Source organism: Desulforapulum autotrophicum HRM2 (assembly GCF_000020365.1).
In the GTDB taxonomy this organism is placed as follows: domain Bacteria; phylum Desulfobacterota; class Desulfobacteria; order Desulfobacterales; family Desulfobacteraceae; genus Desulforapulum; species Desulforapulum autotrophicum.
On record NC_012108.1, the window covers coordinates 4,843,740 to 4,868,995 of the forward strand.

At 45.4% G+C, this 25,256-nt stretch carries 17 protein-coding genes and 1 pseudogene; 5 read left to right on the forward strand and 13 right to left on the reverse strand.

Annotated features, from left to right (window positions below; translation table 11 throughout):
- Positions 1 to 292: 292 nt before the first annotated feature.
- From HRM2_RS21310 to HRM2_RS21320, 3 genes are all read left to right on the forward strand, one after another.
- Complete coding sequence (locus HRM2_RS21310; protein WP_015906109.1) at positions 293 to 1,225, forward strand: chymotrypsin family serine protease; 933 nt, start codon at positions 293 to 295, stop codon at positions 1,223 to 1,225.
- Positions 1,226 to 1,255: 30 nt separating this feature from the next.
- Positions 1,256 to 2,185 carry a hypothetical protein gene (locus HRM2_RS21315; protein WP_015906110.1) on the forward strand — a complete coding sequence of 310 codons (930 nt, stop codon included), beginning with the start codon at positions 1,256 to 1,258 and terminating at the stop codon, positions 2,183 to 2,185.
- A 173-nt stretch (positions 2,186 to 2,358) separates the two neighbouring features.
- Positions 2,359 to 2,583, forward strand: a complete 225-nt coding sequence (locus HRM2_RS21320; RefSeq protein ID WP_015906111.1) for a hypothetical protein — start codon at positions 2,359 to 2,361, stop codon at positions 2,581 to 2,583.
- A 236-nt stretch (positions 2,584 to 2,819) separates the two neighbouring features.
- Here the strand turns inward: HRM2_RS21320 and HRM2_RS21325 are convergent, their stop codons facing one another.
- The 6 genes and pseudogenes from HRM2_RS21325 to HRM2_RS21350 all read right to left on the reverse strand — a co-directional run bounded on the left by HRM2_RS21325 (position 2,820) and on the right by HRM2_RS21350 (position 10,868).
- Positions 2,820 to 4,946 (reverse strand): EAL domain-containing protein, encoded by a 2,127-nt coding sequence (locus HRM2_RS21325; RefSeq protein WP_015906112.1) that lies wholly within the window; start codon positions 4,944 to 4,946, stop codon positions 2,820 to 2,822.
- Positions 4,933 to 7,836: a response regulator gene (locus tag HRM2_RS21330; RefSeq protein ID WP_015906113.1), complete on the reverse strand. Its 2,904-nt coding sequence runs from the start codon at positions 7,834 to 7,836 to the stop codon at positions 4,933 to 4,935. Before HRM2_RS21330 ends, HRM2_RS21325 begins: the two co-directional genes overlap by 14 nt.
- Positions 7,833 to 8,405 carry a YfiR family protein gene (locus HRM2_RS21335; RefSeq protein WP_015906114.1) on the reverse strand — a complete coding sequence of 191 codons (573 nt, stop codon included), beginning with the start codon at positions 8,403 to 8,405 and terminating at the stop codon, positions 7,833 to 7,835. The genes HRM2_RS21330 and HRM2_RS21335 overlap by 4 nt, the downstream gene beginning before the upstream one ends.
- A gap of 248 nt (positions 8,406 to 8,653) precedes the next feature.
- The gene (locus HRM2_RS21345; protein ID WP_015906116.1) at positions 8,654 to 9,064 is read right to left on the reverse strand and encodes a hypothetical protein; all 411 of its coding nucleotides are present in this window, start codon (positions 9,062 to 9,064) and stop codon (positions 8,654 to 8,656) included.
- A gap of 116 nt (positions 9,065 to 9,180) precedes the next feature.
- Positions 9,181 to 9,462: a hypothetical protein gene (locus tag HRM2_RS27865; protein WP_232364101.1), complete on the reverse strand. Its 282-nt coding sequence runs from the start codon at positions 9,460 to 9,462 to the stop codon at positions 9,181 to 9,183.
- Positions 9,463 to 9,611: 149 nt separating this feature from the next.
- Positions 9,612 to 10,868 (reverse strand): annotated as a pseudogene (locus HRM2_RS21350) (IS110 family RNA-guided transposase).
- Between the two features lie 1,220 nt (positions 10,869 to 12,088).
- On the opposite strand from HRM2_RS21350, the gene HRM2_RS28120 reads away from it, so the two are divergent.
- Together HRM2_RS28120 and HRM2_RS28125 are read left to right on the forward strand one after the other, a co-directional pair.
- Positions 12,089 to 13,537 carry a TonB-dependent receptor plug domain-containing protein gene (locus HRM2_RS28120; RefSeq protein WP_269719594.1) on the forward strand — a complete coding sequence of 483 codons (1,449 nt, stop codon included), beginning with the start codon at positions 12,089 to 12,091 and terminating at the stop codon, positions 13,535 to 13,537.
- Entirely contained in the window at positions 13,483 to 14,115 is a 633-nt protein-coding gene (locus HRM2_RS28125; protein WP_015906120.1) for a TonB-dependent receptor domain-containing protein, read from the forward strand. The genes HRM2_RS28120 and HRM2_RS28125 overlap by 55 nt, the downstream gene beginning before the upstream one ends.
- A gap of 312 nt (positions 14,116 to 14,427) precedes the next feature.
- Here the strand turns inward: HRM2_RS28125 and HRM2_RS21360 are convergent, their stop codons facing one another.
- The 7 genes from HRM2_RS21360 to HRM2_RS21390 all read right to left on the reverse strand — a co-directional run bounded on the left by HRM2_RS21360 (position 14,428) and on the right by HRM2_RS21390 (position 25,241).
- Complete coding sequence (locus tag HRM2_RS21360) at positions 14,428 to 16,482, reverse strand: hypothetical protein (RefSeq protein WP_148214686.1); 2,055 nt, start codon at positions 16,480 to 16,482, stop codon at positions 14,428 to 14,430.
- A gap of 246 nt (positions 16,483 to 16,728) precedes the next feature.
- On the reverse strand, positions 16,729 to 20,229 hold the full coding sequence (locus tag HRM2_RS21365) for an AAA family ATPase (protein ID WP_232364103.1): 3,501 nt from the start codon (positions 20,227 to 20,229) through the stop codon (positions 16,729 to 16,731).
- Between the two features lie 2 nt (positions 20,230 to 20,231).
- Positions 20,232 to 21,491 carry a metallophosphoesterase family protein gene (locus HRM2_RS21370; RefSeq protein WP_015906123.1) on the reverse strand — a complete coding sequence of 420 codons (1,260 nt, stop codon included), beginning with the start codon at positions 21,489 to 21,491 and terminating at the stop codon, positions 20,232 to 20,234.
- Between the two features lie 104 nt (positions 21,492 to 21,595).
- Positions 21,596 to 21,940 carry a DUF3088 domain-containing protein gene (locus HRM2_RS21375; protein WP_015906124.1) on the reverse strand — a complete coding sequence of 115 codons (345 nt, stop codon included), beginning with the start codon at positions 21,938 to 21,940 and terminating at the stop codon, positions 21,596 to 21,598.
- A gap of 413 nt (positions 21,941 to 22,353) precedes the next feature.
- Entirely contained in the window at positions 22,354 to 22,833 is a 480-nt protein-coding gene (locus HRM2_RS21380; protein ID WP_015906125.1) for a YbhB/YbcL family Raf kinase inhibitor-like protein, read from the reverse strand.
- A 123-nt stretch (positions 22,834 to 22,956) separates the two neighbouring features.
- Positions 22,957 to 24,372 (reverse strand): dihydrolipoyl dehydrogenase, encoded by a 1,416-nt coding sequence (locus HRM2_RS21385; RefSeq protein WP_015906126.1) that lies wholly within the window; start codon positions 24,370 to 24,372, stop codon positions 22,957 to 22,959.
- A gap of 47 nt (positions 24,373 to 24,419) precedes the next feature.
- The gene (locus tag HRM2_RS21390) at positions 24,420 to 25,241 is read right to left on the reverse strand and encodes an EFR1 family ferrodoxin (protein ID WP_015906127.1); all 822 of its coding nucleotides are present in this window, start codon (positions 25,239 to 25,241) and stop codon (positions 24,420 to 24,422) included.
- Between the last annotated feature and the right edge of the window lie 15 nt (positions 25,242 to 25,256).

Below are 25,256 nucleotides of genomic sequence, written 5' to 3' on the forward strand. Positions count from 1 at the left end.
CGGGTTAAAATATCATGTGACAAACCCGCTTACGATTTAAGCCAGGGCTGAAAAATCATGGTAATATCCGACACCTTGATGATCAGAGTGTTGCAAAAGACAGGTAACACTGCACAAGAAAACCCATCACTTCCACTTGAAACGTTACCAAACGGCCATAAGTAACAAAAAGGGGGTGGTACCAATGGATGTCATCATTTTGGAGTCTCGATACATTTGCTAGAAAAGCGCCGCTATTTAACGAAGAAACCTTGGATAGATTATTGAAACTTTAAACCATCGGAGGTTAATCATGGCAGCAGAAGTGTTTAATATTCAGCTGGCAAAAGTGCAGGAAGCTAAAAAGGCCAATGAAGAAAAAATCCTTGCACTGCCAAAAATACAGGGCGTCGGCATCGGGTATAAGGATATAGGGGGAAAGGAGACAACCGATCTTTGCATAAAGGTTTATGTGGAGAAAAAACTTTCCAAAAAACAATTACCGGATGAAGAATTTGTGGCAGAAACCGCAGATGGTGTCAAGACAGACGTGGAGGAAGTCGACTGCATTGAAGCCCTCGCCTTTACCACCAGGATACGCCCAGTCAAGCCCGGCTATAGTATGGGACACTACAAGATAACCGCAGGAACCTTTGGCTGTCTTGTCAGAGATGTCTGTTCTCCCTGCCACATCCATATCCTCAGCAACAATCACGTTCTGGCTAATTCCAATGTTGCCAATATTGGTGATCCGATCCTGCAACCCGGCAGGGTGGATGGGGGGACATATCCGGCAGATATGGTTGCACGCCTGTCCAGGTTCATCCCAATCCGGTTCAACAATCCCACCTTCTATAATCTGGTGGATGCAGCCCTGGCAAGACCCACTGACCAGCGAAACGTTATCGCTTCGGTGGTTGCACTGGGAATCCCAAAGGGAACGGTGGAAGCCGGTTTGGGGATGAATGTGATAAAAAGCGGGCGAACCACCCAGGTCACTGCCGGAAAGGTTACTGGTATTGATGTTACCGTCAGCGTTGGGTACGGAAGCGGCAGGGTCGGCTATTTCAGAAACCAGATTCTGACGACCAATATGTCCCAGGGGGGGGATTCAGGATCACTTCTCATCTCCAGTTCGGATAAAAAAGCAACTGGATTGCTTTTTGCCGGTTCAAGCAAGGTTACCATTCACAACAACATTGCCAATGTGCTGATGGCACTTGGCGTTGAGATTGTAACCGCCTGAAAAATGACCTTATAGGTAAGGAGAAAGATCATGGAGAACATGAAAGAAGGATTACCCAATGGTGAATGGATAGAAAAAGAAGCCGCAAAAGGCCCGGAACTGGAATTTGTCCAGGACGAGCAGGCCATCGCAAACATAGCAGAGGTCAACAAAAAAAATGAGGCTGAAATGTTGGATGTGACGTCTGCATTGAAAATAAAGGCTTCGGCGCTTGAAGATGAAAATAAAACAGAATCGGAATTTGCCACGACTCTTGCTGTCTCTGCAGAAGATGAACTCGCCAGTAAAGCCGAGATGGATGAGGTGGAGATCATCCAGCAGGTTCTGCTGGATGAAAGTATTGATAGTTTAACCGTTACGGGAAACGGTCCTGGCCGATATTATGACCACAACCCCTACAGGGGCTGGGGAAAGTACTATTGGCACAATGAAGGGGGAACAACCACGGGTAGTGCCAACTATAGCCTTTCAGCAAGAAAAATGTACCCCTACGCCCATGCCCGGGGGGACGGCTCAGGGATTTCAGATGACAACGATGTGACCACTTGGACAAAGCTTTACTTTGCCTTCTGGCCTCGATACAATGGACATGTCCGTGCCTACGTTCCTTATTATACACGGGGGTGGTATCAGATCCGTTCAAATGACAAATGGTATAATTCAAAAGAAGCTGTGATAGACCTTGATTTCCATGTGCAGCTCTACCAGAATTTCTGGGGAGGATATGTCAAGGATGATGTCTATCGTATCAAGGATGACAACATCAATCGAAACGGACGAATAGACTATAATCGCTCAATTTATTCCGGCAGCATTGCCATTGGCGTCAATAAATGGGTGATTGCCGAAGTTGCTGCCAGGGCGCGTGTCGAAACCGAAGGGAGCGGAACACTTGCCACCCTGAATTTCAGCTCTTCTGACTATATCTATGTTCCATATGTGCGGTTTGACTTTTCCTAGTGGTATTATTTAACGGGGCAGACGGCAATATTGTCTGCCCCTTAATTCTCTTAAGACGGTTGATACAAAAGGAGTAAATTTTGAGGGGTGCAACAATTGTCTTTATTTTTATTTTAACACTTTGCTTGATAATAGTACCAGGGTGTGATCAAGGAAAACAAGGAGACCTGCCCATGGAACCTGGCATACAGAAAATAGAAAATATCCGAGGTCAGTTTGAATCAACCATCATGGAGATTGAGGGCGTGGTCGGCGTGGGAACAGGCCTTTGCAATGACAAACCCTGTCTTAAAATCTATACCTCTGTTCCCGGTCAAAAGCTTCGAGACAAGCTTCCCAGGGAGTTGGGTACAATTGAAGTGGATATAGAATATGTTGGGGAGATTAAAGCTGAATAACCGCTCGATAAAGGATGAGGATTAAATCAGTTATAGAACCAGATGGCATCTGGCTAGCCCTATACCCGTATGTGCTGAACGTGAAGTGGACGACAGTGCCTCACCCTAAATCCATCCATATTATGTTGTCCCGGATGGGATAAAAAATTTCTGAATCTCGGTTATCAAATTTTTCAAACTGTCTAAAAACGCATTTCATCTAACATTTTAATTTTATTGGGGCGGTATTTTTCATATTATAAAAAGCCCTTGACCAACAATTTTGCAAATTCATCTGCAGGAATGGGGGGGCTTAGATAATATCCCTGGGCTTCATCACATCCATAGCGCTTCAGCAGGTCGAATTGTTCCTTTGTTTCAATACCCTCAGCTATAATTGTTTTTCCCAGGCTGTGACCCATGGCAATAATGGCCTTGATGATAACACGATTATCCACCTGCAGAGCGCTTCCCATTATAAACGATCGATCGATTTTTATTGTATTCACGGGAAAAGAGGTCAGGTAACTCAACGAAGAGTAGCCGGTTCCAAAGTCGTCCAGGGCAATGCTTATGTTCATCTCCCGGATCTGTTGGAATATTTGCATGGTCTCATCATCATCCTGCATCAGGATATTTTCAGTAATTTCCAGTTCAAGCTTCTTTGAATCAAATTTTACGGTTTTAAGTGCTTCTTTGATGTCTTGTATAATATTCTGGGTGGCAAGTTTATATCCGGAAAGGTTCATGGCAACACGAATGGAGTTCAAACCGGCTCTTGTCCATTCGTCGTTCTGCCTGGATGCCGTCTTAAGCACCCATTTATTGATGTCGATTACCAGGCCGGTTTCTTCTGCAAGGGGGATAAATTTATCGGGCGGAATCATCCCCTTGTGTGGATGAATCCATCGAATAAGTGCTTCTGCCCCAACAATCTTCCGGTCAGCAAAACGAATCTGGGGCTGGTAATAAAGAACCAATTCATCACGGGCAAATGATTTCTTGAGATCCCGCTCCATGGAAAACCGTTCTATAGCTGCCCGGTTAAGGGATTCCATATAAAATTGATAATTATTCTTTCCCCGGTCTTTTGCATGATACATTGCGGAATCGGCATTTTTCAATAAGGTTTCAGGTGTTGAACCATCGGCAGGAAAGACACTGATGCCGATACTGGTGGTCACGGACACCTCTTTTCCTTCAATGCTGTAAGCCTCGGGAATCGCATCAAGAATGCGTTGGGCAATTATGGCTGAATTTTCAGGGCTTTTGATGTCGGAAAGCAAAACTGTAAATTCATCACCCCCCAGCCTTGCAATCATTGAACCTGATTCGTCCTTGTCACGCCGTGCAGCAGTATCTGTTTTTCGGATACACGATTTGAGTGTTTCTGCCACTGTTTTTAACAACAAATCCCCGATATGGTGTCCAAGGGTGTCATTTATTTTCTTAAACTGGTCAAGATCAAGAAAAAACAAGGCAAATTTTTGATTATAGCGGGTTGCCTTTTTAATTTGCGTATCCAGCCGGTCCATAAACAGCATTCGATTCGCCAGACCAGTCAATCCGTCATAAAAGGCGAGGAAACGGATTCTTTCTTCCGCCTGTTTCAATTGGGATAAATCCTGCACAACCCCCAGCATTATTTCCGGAACGCCGTTATCGTCGACAAAGACTTCCCCTTGATTCAAAATATGCTTTTGAGTACCATTTAAATTCATTACCTGGTAATTCAGGCTAAAATTTTCTTTAGCCTTTACAGCATTACTGATGGTTTGTTTGACCATGTCCTGCTGATTGGCAATGATGGGCTCAAAAAAACCATCAAAAGTCACCGGTTTGTCCATGGGGTTCAGCCCCTGAAGAGAGCAGGCTTCGGGGGAACAGGAAAAGACATTGTTTACCAGATCAATCTGCCAGTTCCCCAGCTTAGCAAGCTTCTGGGTCTTGATCAATCGATTCTCATTTAAATACAATTCCCGAAAGGCCTGACCGGCCCTGAGCATATATTTTGCACGGTATCCCAGCATTACCCAGTTGATCGGTTTTGCAATAAAATCATTTGCCCCGGCTTCAAACGCCCGGGCGGTTGAGTCTGTATCATCCATTCCAGTGACCATGAGGATCTGAGGATATTTTCCTCCGGGAAGATTGCGGATGGCTGTACATACTTCAAAGCCGTCCATCTCCGGCATAACAACATCCAGTAAAATAAGATCCGGTTTCTGGGATTTAAACATGGCCAGGGCGATACGACCGTTTTCCGCCTCAATGACATCAAAATCAGCTTTGGTAAGTGCCGCCCCCATGGTTAAACGTAAAGAAAAATCATCATCCACAACCAGGGCAAGGGGCTTTTTCTGAGTGTGCCTATCGGAAATCATGTGAAAAAGACTCCATTTTTAAACCTTCGTTAACCTTAACAAACTCATTCTCAATTAATGTGATCAGCTCTGGGGCATTTTCAAGGTGATCGAATCTACAATTTTCTTCAAGCTCTTTACTCATTTTGGATAATTTTACCGCGCCTACATTGGCGCTGCTTGATTTAAGGCTGTGGGCATTCCTTTGCAACGCTTCAATATCGTTTACATCCAGAGATTTTCGCAGTTTTGCTATCAAAACCGTTGAACTTTCCAGGTAAACCTTGATAACCTTATCAACGATACTGGGCTCTCCTTCAATTTGAAGTTCCTGAATTGCAATAAGCATGCTTTGGTCAATGGAACCAGAATCGTTTCCTTGTTCGTTGACCAATTTTATCCCCGCCAAATCTTTCGAACCTGCCACATTGTCCCCATTGACTCCCATGGGAGACCAGGATTTAAGGATAGACAGAATCTGACTTTTCAAAAAAGGTTTGCTCAGATAATCGTCCATACCGGCTGTCAAACATTTTTTCCTGTCCCCTTCAAGGGCATTTGCAGTTAATGCGATAATTGGCATATTTTTTTCCACGCCATTTTCTTTTTCAAATTGCCGAATAGCTGCCGTGGCCTGGTAACCGTCCAGCACAGGCATTTGACAATCCATAAAAACAAGATCATAGGATTTCTTTGATATGGCGTCAACCGCTTCCCTGCCGTTTGAAACAATATCTACCCTGCACCCAAAAAGTCTAAGCATGGCAGCGGCAACATTTTGATTGGTCAGATTATCTTCTGCAACAAGGACATGAATATTAAACAGCTGCTTATCTTGATCAATCCCGGTTGAATCGATCATGTGGTCAGACCTATTTTTAGGGTGATCGCCAATAATCTGGATTACAGCAGCGTGCAGATCAGCTTGAGGAACCGGTTTATTCAAATAAGCTGAGATACCGTTTCTTTTCGCTTGTGCAGCATCATTGCCCGCCCCTACCGATGTCAACATGATCAACCGAGTGTCAGCAATTGCCGAATCCGCCTTTATCTGCTGGGCCACCTCCAGCCCATCCATACCCGGCATATCCTTGTCAAGGAGTACCAGATCAAAGGGTTCTCCTTTTTGCTGGGCCAAATGCAGTTCTTCTATCCCTTTGGCCCCACAATCGCTACTTTTAGGTTTCATTCCCCATGAACTGGTTTGGCGTTTGAGGATTTCCCGGTTTGTCAGATTATCATCAATGACAAGAACCCGATGCCCTTTTAAATTGGCTGTGTTGAGTCGGGATCTGTTCTTTTCGGTTTCCAGGCTGGCTGCAAAATCCACCGTAAAGGAAAAGGTGGATCCTTTTCCAGGTTCACTCTCACAGTGCAGATCCCCTCCCATTAACGCGACAATTTCCTTGGAAATGGCCAACCCGAGACCTGTCCCCCCATACTTGCGGGTGGTGGACCCATCTGCCTGGGAAAAGGGGCTGAAAAGCCGTTGAAGGTCTTGCTGACTGATGCCGATCCCCGTGTCACGGATCAAGACATGCAGCTTTACTCGATTCTGATCAGAAACGGTCGTGGCCACCTGAACAACGACCTCACCCTGCTTTGTAAATTTAATTGCATTGCCGACAAGATTGGTAAGAACCTGCCGGAAACGGGTGGGATCTCCCCTCAAAAAAATGCAGGTTTCCGGGGGAATGAGGACAGCCAGTTCAAGCTGCTTTGCATGGGCCCGGGAGGCCAGCATCTGCATCACATCATCAATGAGTATTTGCAGATTAAAATTTATGGTTTCAAGTTCAAGTTTGCCTGCCTCGATTTTCGAAAAATCGAGAATATCATTGATTATTGCCAGCAGAGAGCTGCCCGAACTCTGAATGGTTTTGGAAAACCGGCGTTGTTCCTCGGTGAGATCTGTTTCCATCAACAATTCAGCCATTCCCAGGACGCCATTCATGGGTGTACGGATTTCATGACTCATGTTGGCCAGAAACTGGGATTTTGCACGGCTGGCTTCTTCGGCAGTTTCTTTGGCCTTTTCCAAGGTGACAACCATGGCTTCCAGCGCTTTTTTTGCCTGGGAAAGATCTGCCGTGCGTAATTTAACCCGTTTTTCCAAATCAGCGCTGTACATTTTCAGGTCTTCATCCCGGGCATGGATCTCACCGATCATATCATTGAAACAGTCGATCAATGTTCCAAATTCATCTCTGCCCTGTTTTTTTACCCGCACATCATAGTTCTTTTTTATTGTCACCTCTCTTATGGATTGCATCAATTCAAGCAAGGGGCGTGTAAAAATTTTCTGACTCTTGTTGGATAGAAGAAGCACGACCATAAGCGTAATGACCACTATGAAAGCAACAACGATATAATAGGTATGAAGTCGGTTGCGGACCTGCTGCATATCATCGACCAGATGAATCGCACCCACCAATACGTTTTGTGCAAAAACAGGCCGGAGAATATGGATATACCCATTAAACAGGTGAGAGACAAAGCCTTCTTTCTCCAGTTGCTTGAAAATATCCTGTCGGGCAGGATAAGCGGCGTTTAAATCGGCAATCAAAAGACCTGTATCAACACCCTTCCGGTGATACTTACTGTAGGTGTCACCGTTTTTATCATACAGAATGGCTGCTGCAATTTCAGGTTTTACCGCAAATGAATTTAAGGTCTCCTTTGCAGCCTGCTCATCATCAAAAGCCATGGCCGCCCCACTGTTCAGGGCCACCACGTCTGCGATGGAACACAACTCACCCACAAGATTTTCCCGGGCATTCCATTTCTCATTGATCATCAGTCCGGTTGATACCAGCAACAGGGCAACTCCCGCCGTCAGGCTGAGAAGAAGAAACAGCTTAGTTCTAATGGATAAATTCGCCCACCGCCACCCCCTCGGCTCCTTGTTCATTTGTCCCCCACAATAATAGCAAGTTTCAAAAGGCGAGAACTCAATTTTAAATGATTTTTCCGGGCAATGGCCTCGTTGATTTCAAAATGCAACCGTCCTTTTCTGCTGAAAAAATTAATAATCCCCCCACTGTTGATAAACGTCCTGGTTTCACCGATCGTTAACACGGGTTTACCTGTCACGGCTGCAAGCGTATCAAGGAGAATAGTACGATCAACCCCTTTACCGATAAACATCATATCACACTGCCCAGCGTCTTCGGCCTTGTCCAGAAAATGCACATCAAGTGTTCGGTCATTGATCTTTTTACCGTTAAGTGCCTGGAAGGCGGATTGAATGGTCTTATTGCCCAGAACGCAGAGTTTTAAGGCCTCGGTTGGGCCGGCAAAGGATTCATCCGGCCACTGGGTATACCTGGCAAAATTAATTACAAATGCGGCTTTTACGGCATACTCCTCCATGCTTTGACTGACCGCATTGCCAATTGCAGAAATCGAGAGGAACATCAACAGAACAGCAAAACCGAAGATCCGCTTCAAACGTTTAACCAGTTCTTTGTCTTTTTTCATGGGAGTTCCTTAGAACTGGCAGGTTCTTTTCTCGTAAATGCCCCGTTTAAGGGTCATGGAAATTTTAAAATGTGCCAGACCAACGCCGGATTTTTGCCTGGTTTCAAGGCGCGTCAATGGGAGCATATTGAAATATGTGCGCATTGACATAACGCAGAAAACAGGTAAAAAGACAAGTTGAATGGTACATTTTATTGTTTCCATGGCCCTAACCTTGGTGGGCTGGGTGAAGTTTTTCTGAACAATTTTCAAAGGACTACTTTCCAGTAATCGTTGAAAAATGCGCTAAGATCCAGAAAAAAGGCTGGATTCGTTACAAAACAATAACCCAGTTCACAGGCTGTTCGCTTTTCCGATTTTGATCCCATGGTCACTCGCAAGCATTTTTGCACAGGCAAAATTCCATCCTGGCTAAAAATACTGTAAAAATAGGCCTCCTGGCTTTCAGGTATTATTGAAACAATGGAATTTGCGGCAAAATCATCAACGGTATTATGATGTCGGACGTCCATCAGGTCTTCTATGATCAACCCGGTCAAATCCGATTGTTCAACAAAAAGAGGTAACGGGTTAAAAACAAAAGCCACAGCCACTAACGCATATAGGATTCCGGCCAAATTCTTAGATGCAAGGTTTGTTTTGAAGTCCAGTTTGTACATCTACGATTTCCCCTGCCCATAAATTTCATAATCAAAAATCGTTCTGCTGCGCCTATTTTCCATGGGAAGACTCAATTAAAGTTGAGAAACAAACTAAAATGAACTCATAGTTGTTGTCAAGGACGTTTTATATGAAACACTCGCCAAAGCATTGTCAATGAAGGTGTTTCAAAATTCGTTGAGGCCGGAGCCATACCTCGCTCCGGCCGTGCCGGTTTTGTATGAAACTCGCTTCGACCGGCCGGCGGAAACGGGTGTTGCCCTTCACTCATTCTCGCAGGCCGTCCATGGCCTGCTCCGAGGAAAATGGCAACTCCTTGGACCTCGTGTCCACCGTTGCCATTTAATCCGTTCAGTGCAACACCCGTTCCCACCGGCCTAATACTGTCGAGTTTCATGCTTCGTTGTGCAAAAAACCGACCCGTCATGTTATATTCGCGCTCTAAGGCTTCATTTGATCATCCGACGTTTGTTTACCGAATCAATAATTTCTTTGTCTGCTGTCCTTCTCTAAACAATACCTGTTAAAAGCGTGCTGTCAATTCGATTAATTTCCACAAGGCACAAGTTTCATGCCTAATTCATCAGCCTTTTTTGCTAAATTTTTTAATACTCTTTGCTTGTTGGGCTTGCTCAGGTACTCTTCGCCAAGATCTTTATACGTGTCTGCATTTTTAATGATGCTGTAAATGGCTTTTGCAATTCTATGGGCTATAGCAACAATGGCCTTTCTGGCACCTCTCCTGGATTTCAGTTTGTAATATTTGGCCTTGTAATAAGAGCCTTTTTTCTTGATTGCTGCCCATGCAACCTGGACTAAAATCGTTTTGAATGGATGGTTTCTAACTGCATTTCTGCCACTTTTCCGTTTTCCTGCACTTTCATTATTTCCGGGGCACAGGCCTGCCCATGAAACAAATGCTGACATAGTTTTGAATTAATTTAGCGTAACCCCGACTTCTCCTATAATGGATTGTGCCGATTTTTTATCAACACCTGGAATTTCGTCTAAACGCTCCAATAAATCTTTGTGCTCACGTGTAAGAGATTCCAATCGAGTATTAACTTGTTCAATCATTTTTTTAAAAATATTGATAATTTCCATCATCTCAACAAGTTGAAAACGATGGTGATCTTTGAAATATCCATTAAGGCTTTTATGCAGTTCCTGCGTTTTTTTCTTAAGGCCGCCTTTGGTGCACTCCTGGACCTTTTCCAAGCTTAGTTCACTATTATTGCATAATAAATTGATCAGGTTCGTGCCTGTCAAACCAAACAAATCCGAAACTATTGAATCAATTTTTATATTTGCAGTAATGAACAGCTTGTGAACACGTCTTTTATAATCGGCAAGGGATTCGGTGTATGTTTTTCTCAATCGGCTTAATTCTCGCCATTCCCGGACATTCCCCGGAGGGATGAAACTACCTCTTACTAAACCGTGTCGAAGCAGTCCGGCAAGCCACTTGCTGTCACAGATATCAGTTTTTCGGCCAGGAACGTTTTTAATATGTCTGGCATTCACCAAAACGACTTCAATTTTATCTTCAATGGTATTATAAACCGGATGCCAGTATACCCCGGTACTTTCCATTGCTATAATTGGGCAATTATTATCAAGCAGCCATTTTTTCATTTCTTGCAGATCGTGAGTGAATGTTGAAAACTCTCGAATCTCATGGTGCTCACCTCCTGCATTATTCAAAGTGATTAAACAAGCTGAAATTTTGTCTTTATGAACATCCAAACCACAACAAATAGGGTGAACGATTTGGATTAATGTGCTATTTGATCTCTTGGTCATGACTATCCTTTCGCTTTTGTTTGGGAAGATAAAAAAAATTGGATAGTTATGACCATTTTTCATTTTATATGAAACTCTCGTCGGACCGGTAGACGGGAACGGGTATAACCCTCCGCTCATTCTCGCAGCCCGTTCTGGGCTGCTCCGAGGGAAACGGCAGCTCCTTCAGCGTCCATGCTGACCGCTGCCGTTTAATCCGCTGCGGGCAATACCCGTTCCCGCCCACCTCTGCTGTCGAGTTTCTATATTCGTTGTGGCCAGAGCCGATACTTCGCTCTGGCCGTGCCGGTTATATGAAACGCCCACCAAAACATAGCCAGTGAGGGCATTTCAAATTTCGTTGTGGCCAAAGCAGATATCATGCTCTGGCCATGCCGGTTTATAAGAAACGCATGTCGAAACATCATTGTGAAAGTCTCGACTTTCGAGCCCTCTTTGGTTTCCCTGATCGGAACATTGTAAACCAAAGGGGATAGGATTTTTGCCCTTCCAGGCGTTAAGAAGCGCAGGCTGTTTGAGGACTTTAGCCCGCAGTTCCTGCGCTTTAGTCTGGAAGGGCAGAAATCCCCCCGACGTTTACCGTTCCGGTCAGGGTAACCAAAGGGGGCGGAATGGTACTATCGCCTGCCCTGTATCATCGTGTTTCATATTTCGTTGTGTCCGATAGGACATGTGGGTTTTATATGAAACACTCACCAAAGCATTGTAAACAGAGGCGTTTCATCATTCGTTGTGGCCGGTGAAGATACCTCGCTCCGGCCGTGCCGGTTATATGAAACACCCACCAAAGCATTAACATTGGCGGAGTTTCCATATTTGTTGTGGCCGGATGCCATCCCTCGTTCCGGCCGTGCCGGTTATATGAAACCTAAAAGTTGCAATCCCGGAGGTTTCGCTTATTCTGAGTTTTGATCCGCCATAATTTTGGTGAGTATCGAGCAGTTAAGAATACATGAGATATGTTCCACCTGGAGTTTCAATCGGCTCCTTTCAGCCAATGCAGCAAAGATATAGCATTACAAGGGCTTTCCGGGTTTTTGATGGTTAATTTTGGTCATTGAATGCCCATGGAGTACTCCGTGTTCTAAAGACTCTGCCAAGGGTCATTAATATTGATGCCTGAAATTTATTAATTTGACAAATTTCATTTCAAATGCCAAGTAATATAAGTTACTTGAATTTAAAAAACAAATTTAACCATCAAAAGAATGCTTAAATCCATGAAAAATAAAAATTTATTTTCGTTCTTATTTATCATTTTTACACCCTTTTTTCTTATTTCCCTTTGTTTTGGAGCCAACACCACGGATCTGACCCAGTTCAGCATTGAACAATTGATGGAGGTACAGGTCACATCTGTGGCAAAAAAAAGCCAGGGACTGTCTGACAGTGCTGCCGCCATCTTTGTCATTACAAATGAAGATTTAAGGCGTTCCGGGGTTACCAACATTCCCGATGCCCTGCGCATGGTTCCGGGGATGAATGTGGCCCGCATTGACTCAAACAAATGGGCCGTCAACAGCAGGGGGTTTAACGGACGGTTTTCAGCCCAGCTCTTGGTTATGATCGACGGCAGAAGTGTCTATACCCCCACATTTTCCGGGGTTTACTGGGAGGTAAATGACGTACTCCTGGAGGATGTGGATCGCATCGAGGTTATCCGGGGACCCGGTGCCACCCTATGGGGGGCCAACGCGGTCAACGGTGTCATCAACATCATCACCAAATCGGCCAAGGAGACCCAGGGAGGCTTTGTCAGTGCAGGCGCTGGGAATGTGGAAAAAACCATGGCAGGTTTCAGGTACGGCGGCACCACCGGAAAAGACATCACATGGCGGATCTACGCCAAACAGAACAGCAGGGGGGCGTTTGAACATCTTTCCGGCGGTGATGGCAATGATGACTGGAAAACAACACGAACCGGATTCAGAATGGATTCAGATCTGACCGCCAGGGACAACCTGACCGTCCAGGGGGATGTATACCAGGGTGAAATCAACCAGGATCTCTTCCTGATCAGCCCAACCACCCCCGATTCTTTTATGGATACCTTTCCCGTTGAAACATCGGTGTCCGGCGGGAACCTGCTCTCCCGCTGGGAACGTACCCTTTCCTCAACCTCGGACCTCTCCCTCCAGGTGTACTACGACACCTCCAGACGAACAGAAGACTGGATCAATGAGGACCGGGACAATGTGGATATTGATTTCCAGCACCGGTTTGCCCCGGGAGCCAGGCACGAAATCATCTGGGGGGCCAGATACCGGTATACCCAGGATGATTTTTCAACTTCAGACAAAATTGATACTGCCATTGTACAGCTGGATTCAGACAGTCGATGCGACCAGCTTTACAGCGCGTTTATCCGGGATGAAATTTTGTTTCTGGATAACCGGCTCCACCTGACCCTGGGGTCAAAATTTGAACATAACGACTACAGCGGTTTTGAAATCCAGCCCAGTGCCAGGGTGATGTGGAGTATGAACCCTTCCCATAAATTCTGGGGTGCGGTTTCACGGGCGGTCAGGACCCCATCCAAGGGGAGAGTGACGCCACAGTTACCAGTCTGGCCTACAATTCTTCCCTGCTGGGTTCACCATTTATTCCCCCGGGATTGCCCGTTACGGTCAACGTCGTTGGAAACAAAGAATTTAAACCGGAAACGCTGATTGCCTATGAGTTGGGGTATCGGTTTATCCCAAATTCCAAACTATCAGCAGATTTTACCGTTTTTTGCCATGATTATAGAGACTTGAGGACTGCAGACCTTGAGTTCGACGGGGCAACGCTCCAGCAGAACTTTATTATGGAAAACAATGGCAAAGGCGAGACCTATGGCCTGGAGCTGGCCATGGGGTATCAGTTCTCCGATTCTTTCAAAGCGGACCTGGCCTATGGATATTCGAACGAGAAGCTTGAAAATAAAACAGCTTACGGAATGAGCAGGCACCAGGTTTCCCTGCGCGGTCAGTTTGACCTCTCTGCAGCCCTGGACCTGAATATCTGGCTCAGATATGTTGATGAAACCACCGCCGCCTATATTTTTTCCGCCACTGGCGAGTATGACATTGACGATTATATGACCATGGACCTGCGTCTTGGCTGGAAAATCAGTCCAAAATTTACAGTTTCCCTAGTGGGCCAGAACCTTTTGGATGGCAGCCACATGGAATTTGTACAGGAATCCTTCAGCCAACCCATTGAAGTTCCAAGGTCGGCATATGCCATGTTAAGTTACCGGTTTTAAAAACGGCCCAGCGCTTTCTTCCCTGTGTTCGCTCCATGGATACCGTGGCCCCCACTGCGCATTGACGGTGATAAATGTATCGCTATTCTAAAAAATGACAAAAAGCCCCTGGTTCCTTTGAGGCGGTTTTCCACAACCTTCGACAACAGGTTAGGGGCTCAGATGTAAATAATTCCACAAATATGGTGCAGAATTTCAGCTCGTCTTCAAGGCGGATCAAAGGGAGCATATTGAAATATGTGCCCTTTGATGTAACGCAGAAGACGAGCTGAAAAACAAGCAAGATTGAGGAATTATTTATTTCTGAGTCCCTTATTTAAATCCATTGTCCAAGGTTGTGGAGGGAGTGGATGGAAAGCTCACCGGATTGTCCGGGGAGATGAACAGGGTGACACCGTCATCGCTCCACCCGAAAGCCTCGCCGTTCAAGATAATTTTTTCTTTGCTGAACCAAACAGTCAAATCATCCAAATCCTGACTCTTTTTTTCTGCTTCAACGCCTGGTGTCCAGACTTTAGAAAGAGAATTGGTATACTTCATTGTTTTGGATAATTGCTCTTCAAAGCGAATAATTTGGGTTTTAAAAACCATCTCTATATCGTAGCCGTCTGTTTCCGTATTGTCCATCGCAAGCTTTTCGCAAACCAGAGAGATGGTGATCTCCGCTGAATCTTTATTCTTTATAAAGGATCTGATCGGGAATACATCTTTAAAGGTCAGCACACTCATTTCTGGAAGGTTGGGCATCACATGGGCATCGGAAAAACGGAATTCTTTCTCCCCGTCTCCATTCTTGAAGTACAATGTCACCAGCGAATTTTCAGCCATCCAGCGCGTCGGCAAAAAAAGTGTAATATTGTTGTCCTTAAAAATGTTGATGGGATTTAAAAGAGACTTGTTGGCTGCCTGCACCAATACACGGTCGAATTCAGGTTGTATCCTTTTTAAAATGTCTCTGTTTCGAATCTTTCCATAGAGCCACAGCAGATCGTAATTTTTGATCTTATCATTTTTCAGCACCATCTCAAGGATACGATTAAAGACATCAGGCCTGGCGTTGAGCAGTAAGGCCGGACCAACAGATCGAATCATGTCGGGAGAATCAAGAAAGGAAATATGTCCGTTGTCCAGATTCCTCATAATCAACCTTCCTGCAGCATCAGAATCACCCAGACGTGCATACTGAAGGGCCACAAAAAGGATATTTCCCCAATCGGCATCCTCAGAATTTGCAAGAATCAGATCCAGATCGCTTTTAAGCATGACCGGATCTACCCGCTCCGCTTTTAGCATGGTTTTACACATGGCAACTGAAGCCGCATAAGGATCCCTTCTCAATATTCCCTGATGAATCTGCTGAAACTGATTGAAGCAACGAGCCGCCTCATCATTCTTACCAATTTCCTGGGCTGCCTGACCGCGGTAATACCAGTAAGGCGGAAATTTCTGGAAACTTTTTTCAATCCGCTCCAATTTACGATACCGACGGGCAAGATCCGTTTCCTTTAGAATACCCGTATAAATGCTGAGCTGTTTTTCGTCCAATCGCCATTCATCTGGTAAATTATATTTGCGCATCAACTCCCAGGAATATTTCAGCAGCTTTTTATAAAAACTGTTGAGCCCCTGCATTGTATTTGAGTCAATTGTCCATTTTCCCTCCTCTTTTTGTTTAGCATATGTATCCATCTGGGATCGATAATTAAAATAAAAAGAGCCTGTGGAAAGTACAGCAGTTAAAATGCTCGTATAAGGACTTATGATAAGATCTGTATCGAAAACCTTTGATTTTACTCTGTTTTTAAGCTCACTCTGGACATTTTTATCAAAGCTGCTCAAGAGGTATTCCCGTTCATGATCCTGAATCTTGGAATTTGTGAGCAGATCCATCAGTTCCTGAAGCAATGTAATAATATCAGCATCAGGAATATTGCTGAGATTCAGGTTATTTATTATGGTATTGTATTCCTGGTCAAGAACCACCTTATCGTTGTAATTCATGATATAGGTCAAAGAGACTGCAATGAGGTTTAAGGATTGCAATACTTGAGCTTGAACCTCAGCTTTGGCCTTAGCTTTTGCCCTGGCCTCTGCCTGGGTCCTGGCTTCTGCCTGGGTCCTGGCCTCTGCCTGGGTCCTGGCTTCTGCCTGGGTCCTGGCCTCTGCCTGGGTCCTGGCTTCTGCCTGGGCCCTGACTTCTGCCTGGGCCCTGGCCTCTGCCTGGGCCCTGGCCTCTGCTTGGGCCTTGGCCTCTGCTTGGGCCTTGACCTCTGCTTCATCCACATCCTCATCCTGACTCTGGATCTCATCCAGGCCCTGAACCTGACTCTGGATCTGCTCTGGATTGAATTTTGCCCAAATTTCCATGGGGCCAACGAATCCTGATAACAGAATACAGATAAAAATCATAACCGACTGTAAACCCATGTTGAATTTTCCTTGAACGATCCACATTCGCATTTTTCCATCAGTCCGTTGAAGAATCAGCTTTTTCCTTCGGCTGTTAAAAATTTAAACCGTAATGTATATGATAGAAATGTGATCTTTGTCAAGAGAATCTAAAAGCCTCGAATCCACCGCCCATCAGGGGATTGGTAAACTTGGAAGAATCCATCATAACTCATGGATGTGAACAATATCATTCCCTTTAATCGTTTTCGCTTCTTCTACAATTTGCCTGTGATGTGTAAAAAGGATCACCTGATTTTTCTTGGATAAAGCAGCCAGAACCTCAAGGGTTGCTCGGGAACGTTCATCATCAAAGTTTATTAGAATATCATCCACAATAAAGGGCATGGGTTCATTCGCTTCAAGACGCCACTCCAGAGTTGCAAGGCGTAGGGCAAGAAAAAGCTGATCACGGGTTCCTGAACTCATTTTTTCCACGGTTAGTCGCAAATTATCAGGTCGCACCCCCACAAGAATGGGTCCACCTTTATCGTCCACATCGGTACGTAACCCGACAAAGGAGCCCATGGTCAGATGGTTAAAATACCCGGAAGCAATTTTCAAAACCGGATCCTGATTCTCTTCTCTGTAGCGTTCTATTTCCTGCTGCAAAACCTTGGAGGCCAATTTTAATAGAGAATACCGTTCAGCCAGCCGCCGTATTCTGGTGAGTTCCTGTTCCATTTTTTCGGCTATCTCAGCAGCCTTAGAGCTGCCATCCATGGCGGCAAGTTTGGTGTTTTCCTCTCCAATTCTTTGGGATATTTCATTAATCCCAGGATTTATCCTTTCTTCAACATCCCTAACCAGAGACTCAATCAATCCAGGTAATTCATCGGCATCAACGGCTGCCGACTGTCGGACAATCTCTTCTAACTGCACGCCAGCACAGATCTTGGCCAGGATTGCCTCGGTATCAGAGATTTTCTCCTGTAACCGCTTATATTCCATGAACTTGGATATTACTGCTGCTAATTCTTCTGGTTTTTCACATTTAGCGATGCCAAGGAGTTCATCCATCTGTTTTCTTGCATTTTGAAACGCTTTTTCAGCTGTGGAGACTTCTTTTTTTAAGGAATCGATCTCCTCAGAAAGTTTGTCATACAGTGTACTGTCTCGTTGCGCTTGGCTGAGCATTATTCGCAATTCCAGAATTGCCTGGTCCAACGGCGAATTCAGCATGGCAGGAGCTACTTTCCCAAGCAGGACATTTACCTCTGCTTTCAGTTCAGCCGCATCACGTTCAATACCGTCAATGCGCTTTTTAAGATCATCTGCCTCTTTCAATTTTTCAAAACAATTTTGAAGCGTTTCAATAAGATCCATTGCTTCAATGGTGGAAACTCCACCCCTAAGTCCCAAATCAAGAAAAGCTTTTTTCCACTGTTTCTGCCAGGCAGTAAGGGCATCTTGGGTTTCTTTAAGATCTTCCTCTGCCTGAGAATAAGCCTTTTCCGTTTGTTCTTGTCTTTCTTTTAATTTGTCAAAATCTGACTTTTGCCTGACAAGTCTGTCCAAGGCAGTCTCTGCAAAAATCAAAACAGGTCCAAGTTCTTCACCGGTGGGAGTGCCCTCTATCCCAATCAAATTGAGTTCATCTTGTAATGCCTGTTTAAGTTTTTTTCGGTACTGTACATCCTTCTCGATTTCCTGTTCCTTCTTGAAGTTATCTCTCACCATGAAACGGAGCTTATCGATTTCAGCCAGCCAACCGATCATTTCCTTTGGGGACAGGGGTATAATTTCAGAAGGCTGCCACGCCAAACGCCAGGATTCATGAAGTTCTTCTGCGTTAAGTTCCAATTCCAGCATCTCTTTTTTATTCGCTGCCATGACCTCCCCAAGAGCCTCTTCCTGTGCTCTCAAAGATGCTACATTTGCTACCCTGTCTGCCTCCCTGCGTAGTCGGTCTGAAATAATATCTGCCTGCTCCACATATCCTTCGTAAGCCTCAGGAAGCGATCGTTCAAGATTATAAGACTTACTCGCTTGGGTGATGTCCTCTTGATCAAGCCATTCTCGCCGAATCAATTGCCAACCCTGGTCCCGTTTTTCACGGGTTAGACTCAAATCTTTCTCTGAAGGAACGGCTCCTGCATACACTGCCTTTTTGACTTCAACCCGAATATGTTTAAGATCTTTTTCAGCTGTTTTCAGTTCTTTTTGAAACTCACGCTTTTTTTCAGTAATTTCGCTGTATCTTTTTTCAAACTGCTGAACAGTTTCAAAAAGCGGTAACGGAAGTCCCATGAGTGCGGCTAAATCACCAGACCAAAGCCCCACCCGCTTAATCTCGGCAAGACATTCTTTTTTATTGACTTCAACATCAGTTTTACTTTTTTCCAACTGCCCATCAATATCCCCAGCTTTTTGAGCCAGTTTTACCGTTTGAACAAGCGCCAGGGATTCCTTTACAACAGGAAAGGCAGTTATATCTTTGTTTAAATCTTTGTTTTCCTGTTTTGCAGATGCAAGCTTCTTTTGGGCCAGTGTGAATTGCTGGTTTATTGACTCATATTGCGAACTCAATGTCTGAATGGTCTTTTTTTTAAAAAGTACCGGTCTTAACGTTTCAACCGACTCCAAACTCAAATCCGGTCTAATCTGTTTTAGTAAAGCGGCAGCCTCTCTACGGAGACTGATTCGCATACCATTCCTTACCGGAATATCCTTTTGGCCCTTGCGGTATTCACCGAGGCGCTGATGAAAATCATCCACCCTTTGTGCCTGGCTTAAGAGATCATTATTAAACGAAATAGACTTGCGCTTTGCTTCAAGTTTCTCCTGGTAGTCGGTATCTTTTTGTAAATGCTGGTTGGCCTCACGAATTTCCTGGCCAGCCTGCTGGTATCTTTCGGTAAAATCAGGGGGTAACAAAATGACCCTTCCCAATGCCGATTGCTGGTCCTGCAAGGATTTCAAAGATGCCAGTTCAGGAATGGCCTTCACCAGTCGATCAAGACGCTGCAATTCTTTATTATTTTGATCTCGTTCTTTCTCCAAATTGTGCCGCTCTTCCTCAGCAGTTTTCAGGGCTTTGGTGTGATCTTTCCAGGCCTTGGAAGAAAGACTAACTATTCTAATTTCTTTCTGCAGTTCCTTAAACCTTTTGACGGCCTTATTGATCTCAGGCAATTGACCTGCTGATTTGAACAGAGTCATCGCCTCTTTTTCAAGCTGATCGATGACCTCCCGTAAAGAGGATATACCAGCACCGGCGGCAAACAGAGCTTGCCCCACCTCCCCCTTCTGGGCAAGAATTTCTTCCCCCCCCTGGACCAGAGTATCATGATCAATTCCATAGAGAGATTCAAACATTTCTGGTTCAACACCATTGAGGAATGGAGTTAAAACATCCAAATCAAGTGCATCCCCTGCCCCGTTAATGACATCATTGAGACGTTTTTTCCGACGTTGGAAAACGATCTCTTCTCCTGCACTGTTTTCAAGGCAGCCGCCGACTAATAAATGATCATAATTATGAATGAAATTATCAGGGGTCTGTTGGGGAAAACCATACAATAACGCCTTCAGGGCTCTTAGGGAGCTACTTTTTCCTGCTTCATTTGAGCCAAAAATGATATGAAGCCCTGGCTCTTTAGAATTAAATTCCAGGGGTGGCTTTTCTGTAAAAGGACCAAAGGCCTTCAAATCGAGACGTTTCAACCTCATTTAGCACCGCCATGTTGAAGAAGTTTGGCAATCAAAAGTTCCTGAATTTCATTACGCAACCCCTCCATTTTATCAGGAGATGGATCCAGAAAGGATTCGTCCCCGGTTTGGATCTCAGCAGGTAATTTATTTTTCAAAGCAGATAACTCAGGCACCAGTCTAAAAAGGGTCTCTCCATCCAATTCAATCTGTTGAACCGACTTTAACAAACCAGCAATGGGATTATCTTCCCCAAACATTTCTTCAAGGCTCACCTTGCGGGTTGTCTGAAACTTCACCGTCTCTAACCACATTTCTCCAGATTGAACAGCAATACTACGAAACCCCTCTGTCCACTGTGTTGTCTGGTCAAGCAGTTTGCCATGGACAGGACAGGAACCTGTCAAAATGAGCCGTATGGCAAGGGGCTTACCGTCAACCTGGTCAAGCGCCTGTTCTAAGGCTTGGCGAACCACATCATAAATTTTTTCGCAAGTTTCGCACTCAGACAAATCCACCTGGCAGACGGCCCAGCGAAGCACATCCAGTTCAAACGCTTCAACCTTGACAATACGGCCATCCTCCACACTCACCAGTGAAGCGCCCTTAGCGCCAGTTTCTTTAATATGACGGCCCTGAATATTGCCTGGAAAGACAATCCAGGGGTCTTCAGAAATAATTTCTCTCGTGTGAACATGTCCCAAAGCCCAATAATCATAACCTTTGGACTTGAGATCATCCATCGTACATGGTGCATAATCCTCATGGCCTTCTCGACCCGTCAGGGATGTGTGAAGTAAACCGATGTTAAAATAGTTAGAATCGTACTGGGGATATTGAGAGGCAAGGTTTTCAGTTACAGCACGATGGGAATAACTCTGGCCATGGATGATGACACCAATGTCATCAAGTTTTACAGATTGAGGCTTTCTGGGAGAAAAAAGAGTCACATTGTCAGGCAATGGCATCGTCTTGGTCAACTGACTGGCTGCATCGTGATTTCCAGAAACAATAAATACTTTTATCCCGGATTTGGACAATTTACCCATCCGGGCCGAAAAAAAGAGACCGGTGTTGTAGTCCTTCCAATCACCATCATAAAGATCACCGGCAATTAGTATAAAGTCAACTTCTTCCTCTAGGGCCAGGTCAATCAAATTGTCAAACGCTCGCCTCGTAGCCCCACGAATTTCCTCAACCGGGGCATCATCATGGACCTCAAGCCCTTTTAATGGGCTGTCGAGGTGTATATCTGCTGTGTGGATAAATTTGACCATGGATTCAATCCTGTGATTTTGATCTGCAGATTAGGCCCATGATCGGAATAAAAGCTTCCAAAACATGGTGTAGGATTTTAAGTCGTATTCAAGGCAGATGACCCTCAGGGATGTGGTTTAACCCCATCAAACACAGCCCCCAGGTAATCACAAATCAAGCGGGCATCATCAATAAAGGTTTTGCCCGTTGAAAAACTCTTTTTAGTGCCCTCAAACCCGGGGGCTGCATCGTCGAGCACCAGAACCGGGCACCCCTGATTTTCAGCGCCCAGGGATTCAACCACCAATTTACGGGGCCGCGGATAATCAACCAGAACAATTTCAATTTTTTGCCTGATCTGTGGGGAATAGGCAAAAAAGCCTTCTACAACACCACAGTCCGGGCAATAAAAAGGACCCTTATCGTCTTCTTTCCATGGATTCAGCATGAACAACGTATATTTTCCCATTCTCAATATCTCCTGTAATTCACTTTTTCACCCTTCATACCGGTCAACCCTGCAGCTGTCAAGACAAACCCTGTTGGTCAAACAAAAGGACTTTTTTCCGGGTTTTCCGGGTTTTATCCATACTGAACCATCTTGAAAAGCGTATTTAGTGACTGACCGAAAACCTGTGTTTGAACAAAAAATTGCCCATATGCAAGGCGCAAGAAATTCTGAAACCGGAGCGTACTACTGTACGTGAGGATTTCAGGATTTTGCAGCAACGCCGCAGATGGGTGAGTTTTCGTTCAAACACTATTTAACATTGCACATAGAAGGTGCAACGTTCAGGTTGCACCCTGTCATTTGGCTTCGTTAAAGTTCCGATAATAAGTGTCACGTGGATCAAACCGCTTTCATCAAATTTTCAAATTCCCTTAATCCCTTTTATAACGCCCAGTAAGCCGGTTCATTCCGAGAAGGTATGGCTCTACCTTTTCTAACAACTGCCACATGTTCAGACCCTGTTCCAGTGCCACGGCCTTATCCAGTGCCAGGACCCAGAAATAATAATTGTGCAGGCCGTGCCCGTTTGGCGGCATGGGGCCGTTATAGCCGGTTTTTCCAAAATCAGTAATACCGCTGGTATACAAATGGGTACCTTCATCCAGATGTGTCACATCTCCGGGAATATTATACAGAACCCAGTGAACAAAACCATAGGTGCCTCTGCTGGTTACCAACGGTGCATCCGGGTCGTGACAGATAACGGCAAAGGCCTTTGTTCCCCCAGGCGGGTTTTCCCATGACAACGCCGGGGAAACATCTTCTCCTTCTCCAGTAAACCTGGACGGTATCAAAGTATCATGTTCAAATACATCACTTTTTACCTGCATTTTTGTCGGTGCAAAACCCATAATGGTATCTCCTCTATTTTGGTTTCTGAATGGCGAAATCAGGTTACCGTTGATTGTTTTTCCTGTCAATGGTCTCCCTGGGGTCCTTACCTCCTTGATCTCACCGGTGCCTGCCAGGCTTTTCTATGAACTGGATTTCCGGCAGAATTCCAACGGAGTATCAGGGGGAGGATCGTCCGTCTGCTTTAAAATCTGGCCCAGAGCAGACCTTAAGGCCTCCTCGGGAACCGGATGGTAAAAGGGCATGGCCAGGGCATCCGCCGCAGTCAGACCGGCACCTATGGCCCAGGATAAAAGATGGGCCATGTGCTCGCCGGCCGGTGCCATAAGTTCTGCCCCCAAAAGCCTGCCGTCCTTTTTATCCGCGTAGATCCGTGCAATGCCCGAGGCCTTGCCCAGGATCATCCTGGCCCGTCCAAGTTTCTCCCATGAGGCGTTGCCCGTTACAAACTCAACTCCCAGGTCAGTCAATTCCCTGTGGGAAAGCCCTGCAATGGCAATGTCCGGAGAGGAAAAGGTAATGGTCAGCGGGATGCGTTTTTTAAAACAGGAGGTGGTGTCAGCCGTGGCGTTGTATCCGGCAATATTGCCGTCATCAGCGGCTTCGTGGAGGATGGGCTTTTGTCCGTTGACATCTCCTGCCAGGAATACGGGCAGGCCCTTGATCTGAAGGGTACCCGGATCAAAGGCAGGAAGCCCTCTGTCATCCAGTTTTACGCCCAGATTCTCCAGGCCAAGCCCCTGGACATTGGGGCGGCGCCCTGTGGCCAATAATATCCGGTCAACCGTCCATTCTCCGCTTTCGCATCCCACAACAACTCCACTTTCCGACTTGCAGCGGATATCGGCCGTACCCAGCTTGATGTTCATCTCCTTTGAGAAATGATCAAAGGCATAGGTCTGAAGGTCAGGGTCAGTCAGGCCACCTGCAGTTTTGCGTCGGCTAAAGGCAATGATTTCCACCCCCAGGCGGTGCAGGGCCTGCCCCAGTTCGATACCAAGGGGACCCAGGCCAAAGACCGCCATTTTCCCAGGCAAATCTTCAAGTTCAAAAAACTGGTCCGTATCAATGATAAGGTCCCTGTAGGGCTGCCAGCGTTCCGGAATCCATGGTTTTGAACCTGTGGCTATAATAATGCGCCTGGCCCGTATTCTCTCGTCTCCCAGGTCCAGGGTATTGGGATCGATAAACCTGGCACGCTTTCGGATCAACTTGTCCATGAAGGGTGACATTTCATGAATAACGCCGCCGGAAAACTCGTCCCGGAGCATGCGCACCCGGGCCATGATCCGGGAATAAACGGGCCTGAGGGCCTTTGCCCCTGAAATGCCGTATTCATCAAAAAAAAGGCGCTTGTGAAAATCGTCTGCCACGGCAATGAGCGCCTTGGACGGCATGCATCCCACCCGGGCACAGGTGGTGCCCAAAGGACCATCGTCAATGATCACGTAGTTGTCGGTTTTCTCCACGACAATTTCCTGGGCAGTTAAGCCGGCAGTTCCGGCACCAATAATGGCCACATCAACTTCTCTGGTCATGGAATTATCCTGATTATAACAATGTTTAAGGGAGAACTTCACTAGCCCTATACAAAATATTCCGGTTCCCGCCGCGTACCGGTATACCCAACCTCCAGTTCATGTTTGTGCCGCAAATAATTTTCATCATCAAAATATTTCGCCCCAACAGGACATTTTTTAACGCAGGCGCAGCACTTAATGCAAATGCCTGTTATTTTGGAAACATCGTCTGAATCAATTGACCCCATTGGACAAACTTCTGAGCAAAGCTTGCAGTCGATGCAATCGCTGTTTGTTTTGGGGGTAACCTTAAGGATATTTACTGGATTACCGTTTTGATCTTTAGGTCGATAATATTCTCTGTAAGGTTTATTTCCTTTTACCACAACAGAAGAACTTTCACCCGGAGACTTTGTTTTATCAATTATTTTAGCAGCAAAATCAGCCATTGCGGCCATATCCTGTTCATCGGGCCTGTTGGCCCCGAGCGTGGTTGAAAAAGAATGCTCGCCTATAAATGCGCCACCGGCTATAACATTAAAACCATTCGTATCCAGAATGTCCTTGAACTCGATTAACGCATCATCATAGTCACGGTTTCCGTAGAGAACTACGGCAACGGCCGTTGCCCCGTTACCGGAAATTGTGTTTAAAAATTTCAGCAGAAGATTAGGTACGCGTCCAGCGTAAACCGGAATACCCGCAACAACAATAGTATCCTTGTCAAAGGAAAAAGTTTTCTTTCGGGCTTCCGGCAGTGTAAAGTCAATATTGCTGACCGCATTTTTCCCGCCGTAATTTTCCGCAATCTTCTCCGCAATACCGGTTACAATTTTTTCAGTTGTTCCTGTTGCGCTGAAATACAGTGTATTTATTTTCTTGTTCATCAGGTAAGCCTTCCT

Coding starts and splice junctions, on each gene's coding strand:
- HRM2_RS21310 (WP_015906109.1), top strand. CDS start 293: ATGGCAGCAGAAGTGTTTAATATTCAGCTGGCAAAAGTGCAGGAAGCT.
- HRM2_RS21315 (WP_015906110.1), top strand. CDS start 1,256: ATGGAGAACATGAAAGAAGGATTACCCAATGGTGAATGGATAGAAAAA.
- HRM2_RS21320 (WP_015906111.1), top strand. CDS start 2,359: ATGGAACCTGGCATACAGAAAATAGAAAATATCCGAGGTCAGTTTGAA.
- HRM2_RS21325 (WP_015906112.1), bottom strand. CDS start 4,946: ATGATTTCCGATAGGCACACTCAGAAAAAGCCCCTTGCCCTGGTTGTG.
- HRM2_RS21330 (WP_015906113.1), bottom strand. CDS start 7,836: ATGAACAAGGAGCCGAGGGGGTGGCGGTGGGCGAATTTATCCATTAGA.
- HRM2_RS21335 (WP_015906114.1), bottom strand. CDS start 8,405: ATGAAAAAAGACAAAGAACTGGTTAAACGTTTGAAGCGGATCTTCGGT.
- HRM2_RS21345 (WP_015906116.1), bottom strand. CDS start 9,064: ATGTACAAACTGGACTTCAAAACAAACCTTGCATCTAAGAATTTGGCC.
- HRM2_RS27865 (WP_232364101.1), bottom strand. CDS start 9,462: ATGAAACTCGACAGTATTAGGCCGGTGGGAACGGGTGTTGCACTGAAC.
- HRM2_RS28120 (WP_269719594.1), top strand. CDS start 12,089: ATGAAAAATAAAAATTTATTTTCGTTCTTATTTATCATTTTTACACCC.
- HRM2_RS21360 (WP_148214686.1), bottom strand. CDS start 16,482: ATGGAAATTTGGGCAAAATTCAATCCAGAGCAGATCCAGAGTCAGGTT.
- HRM2_RS21370 (WP_015906123.1), bottom strand. CDS start 21,491: ATGGTCAAATTTATCCACACAGCAGATATACACCTCGACAGCCCATTA.
- HRM2_RS21375 (WP_015906124.1), bottom strand. CDS start 21,940: ATGGGAAAATATACGTTGTTCATGCTGAATCCATGGAAAGAAGACGAT.
- HRM2_RS21380 (WP_015906125.1), bottom strand. CDS start 22,833: ATGGGTTTTGCACCGACAAAAATGCAGGTAAAAAGTGATGTATTTGAA.
- HRM2_RS21385 (WP_015906126.1), bottom strand. CDS start 24,372: ATGACCAGAGAAGTTGATGTGGCCATTATTGGTGCCGGAACTGCCGGC.
- HRM2_RS21390 (WP_015906127.1), bottom strand. CDS start 25,241: ATGAACAAGAAAATAAATACACTGTATTTCAGCGCAACAGGAACAACT.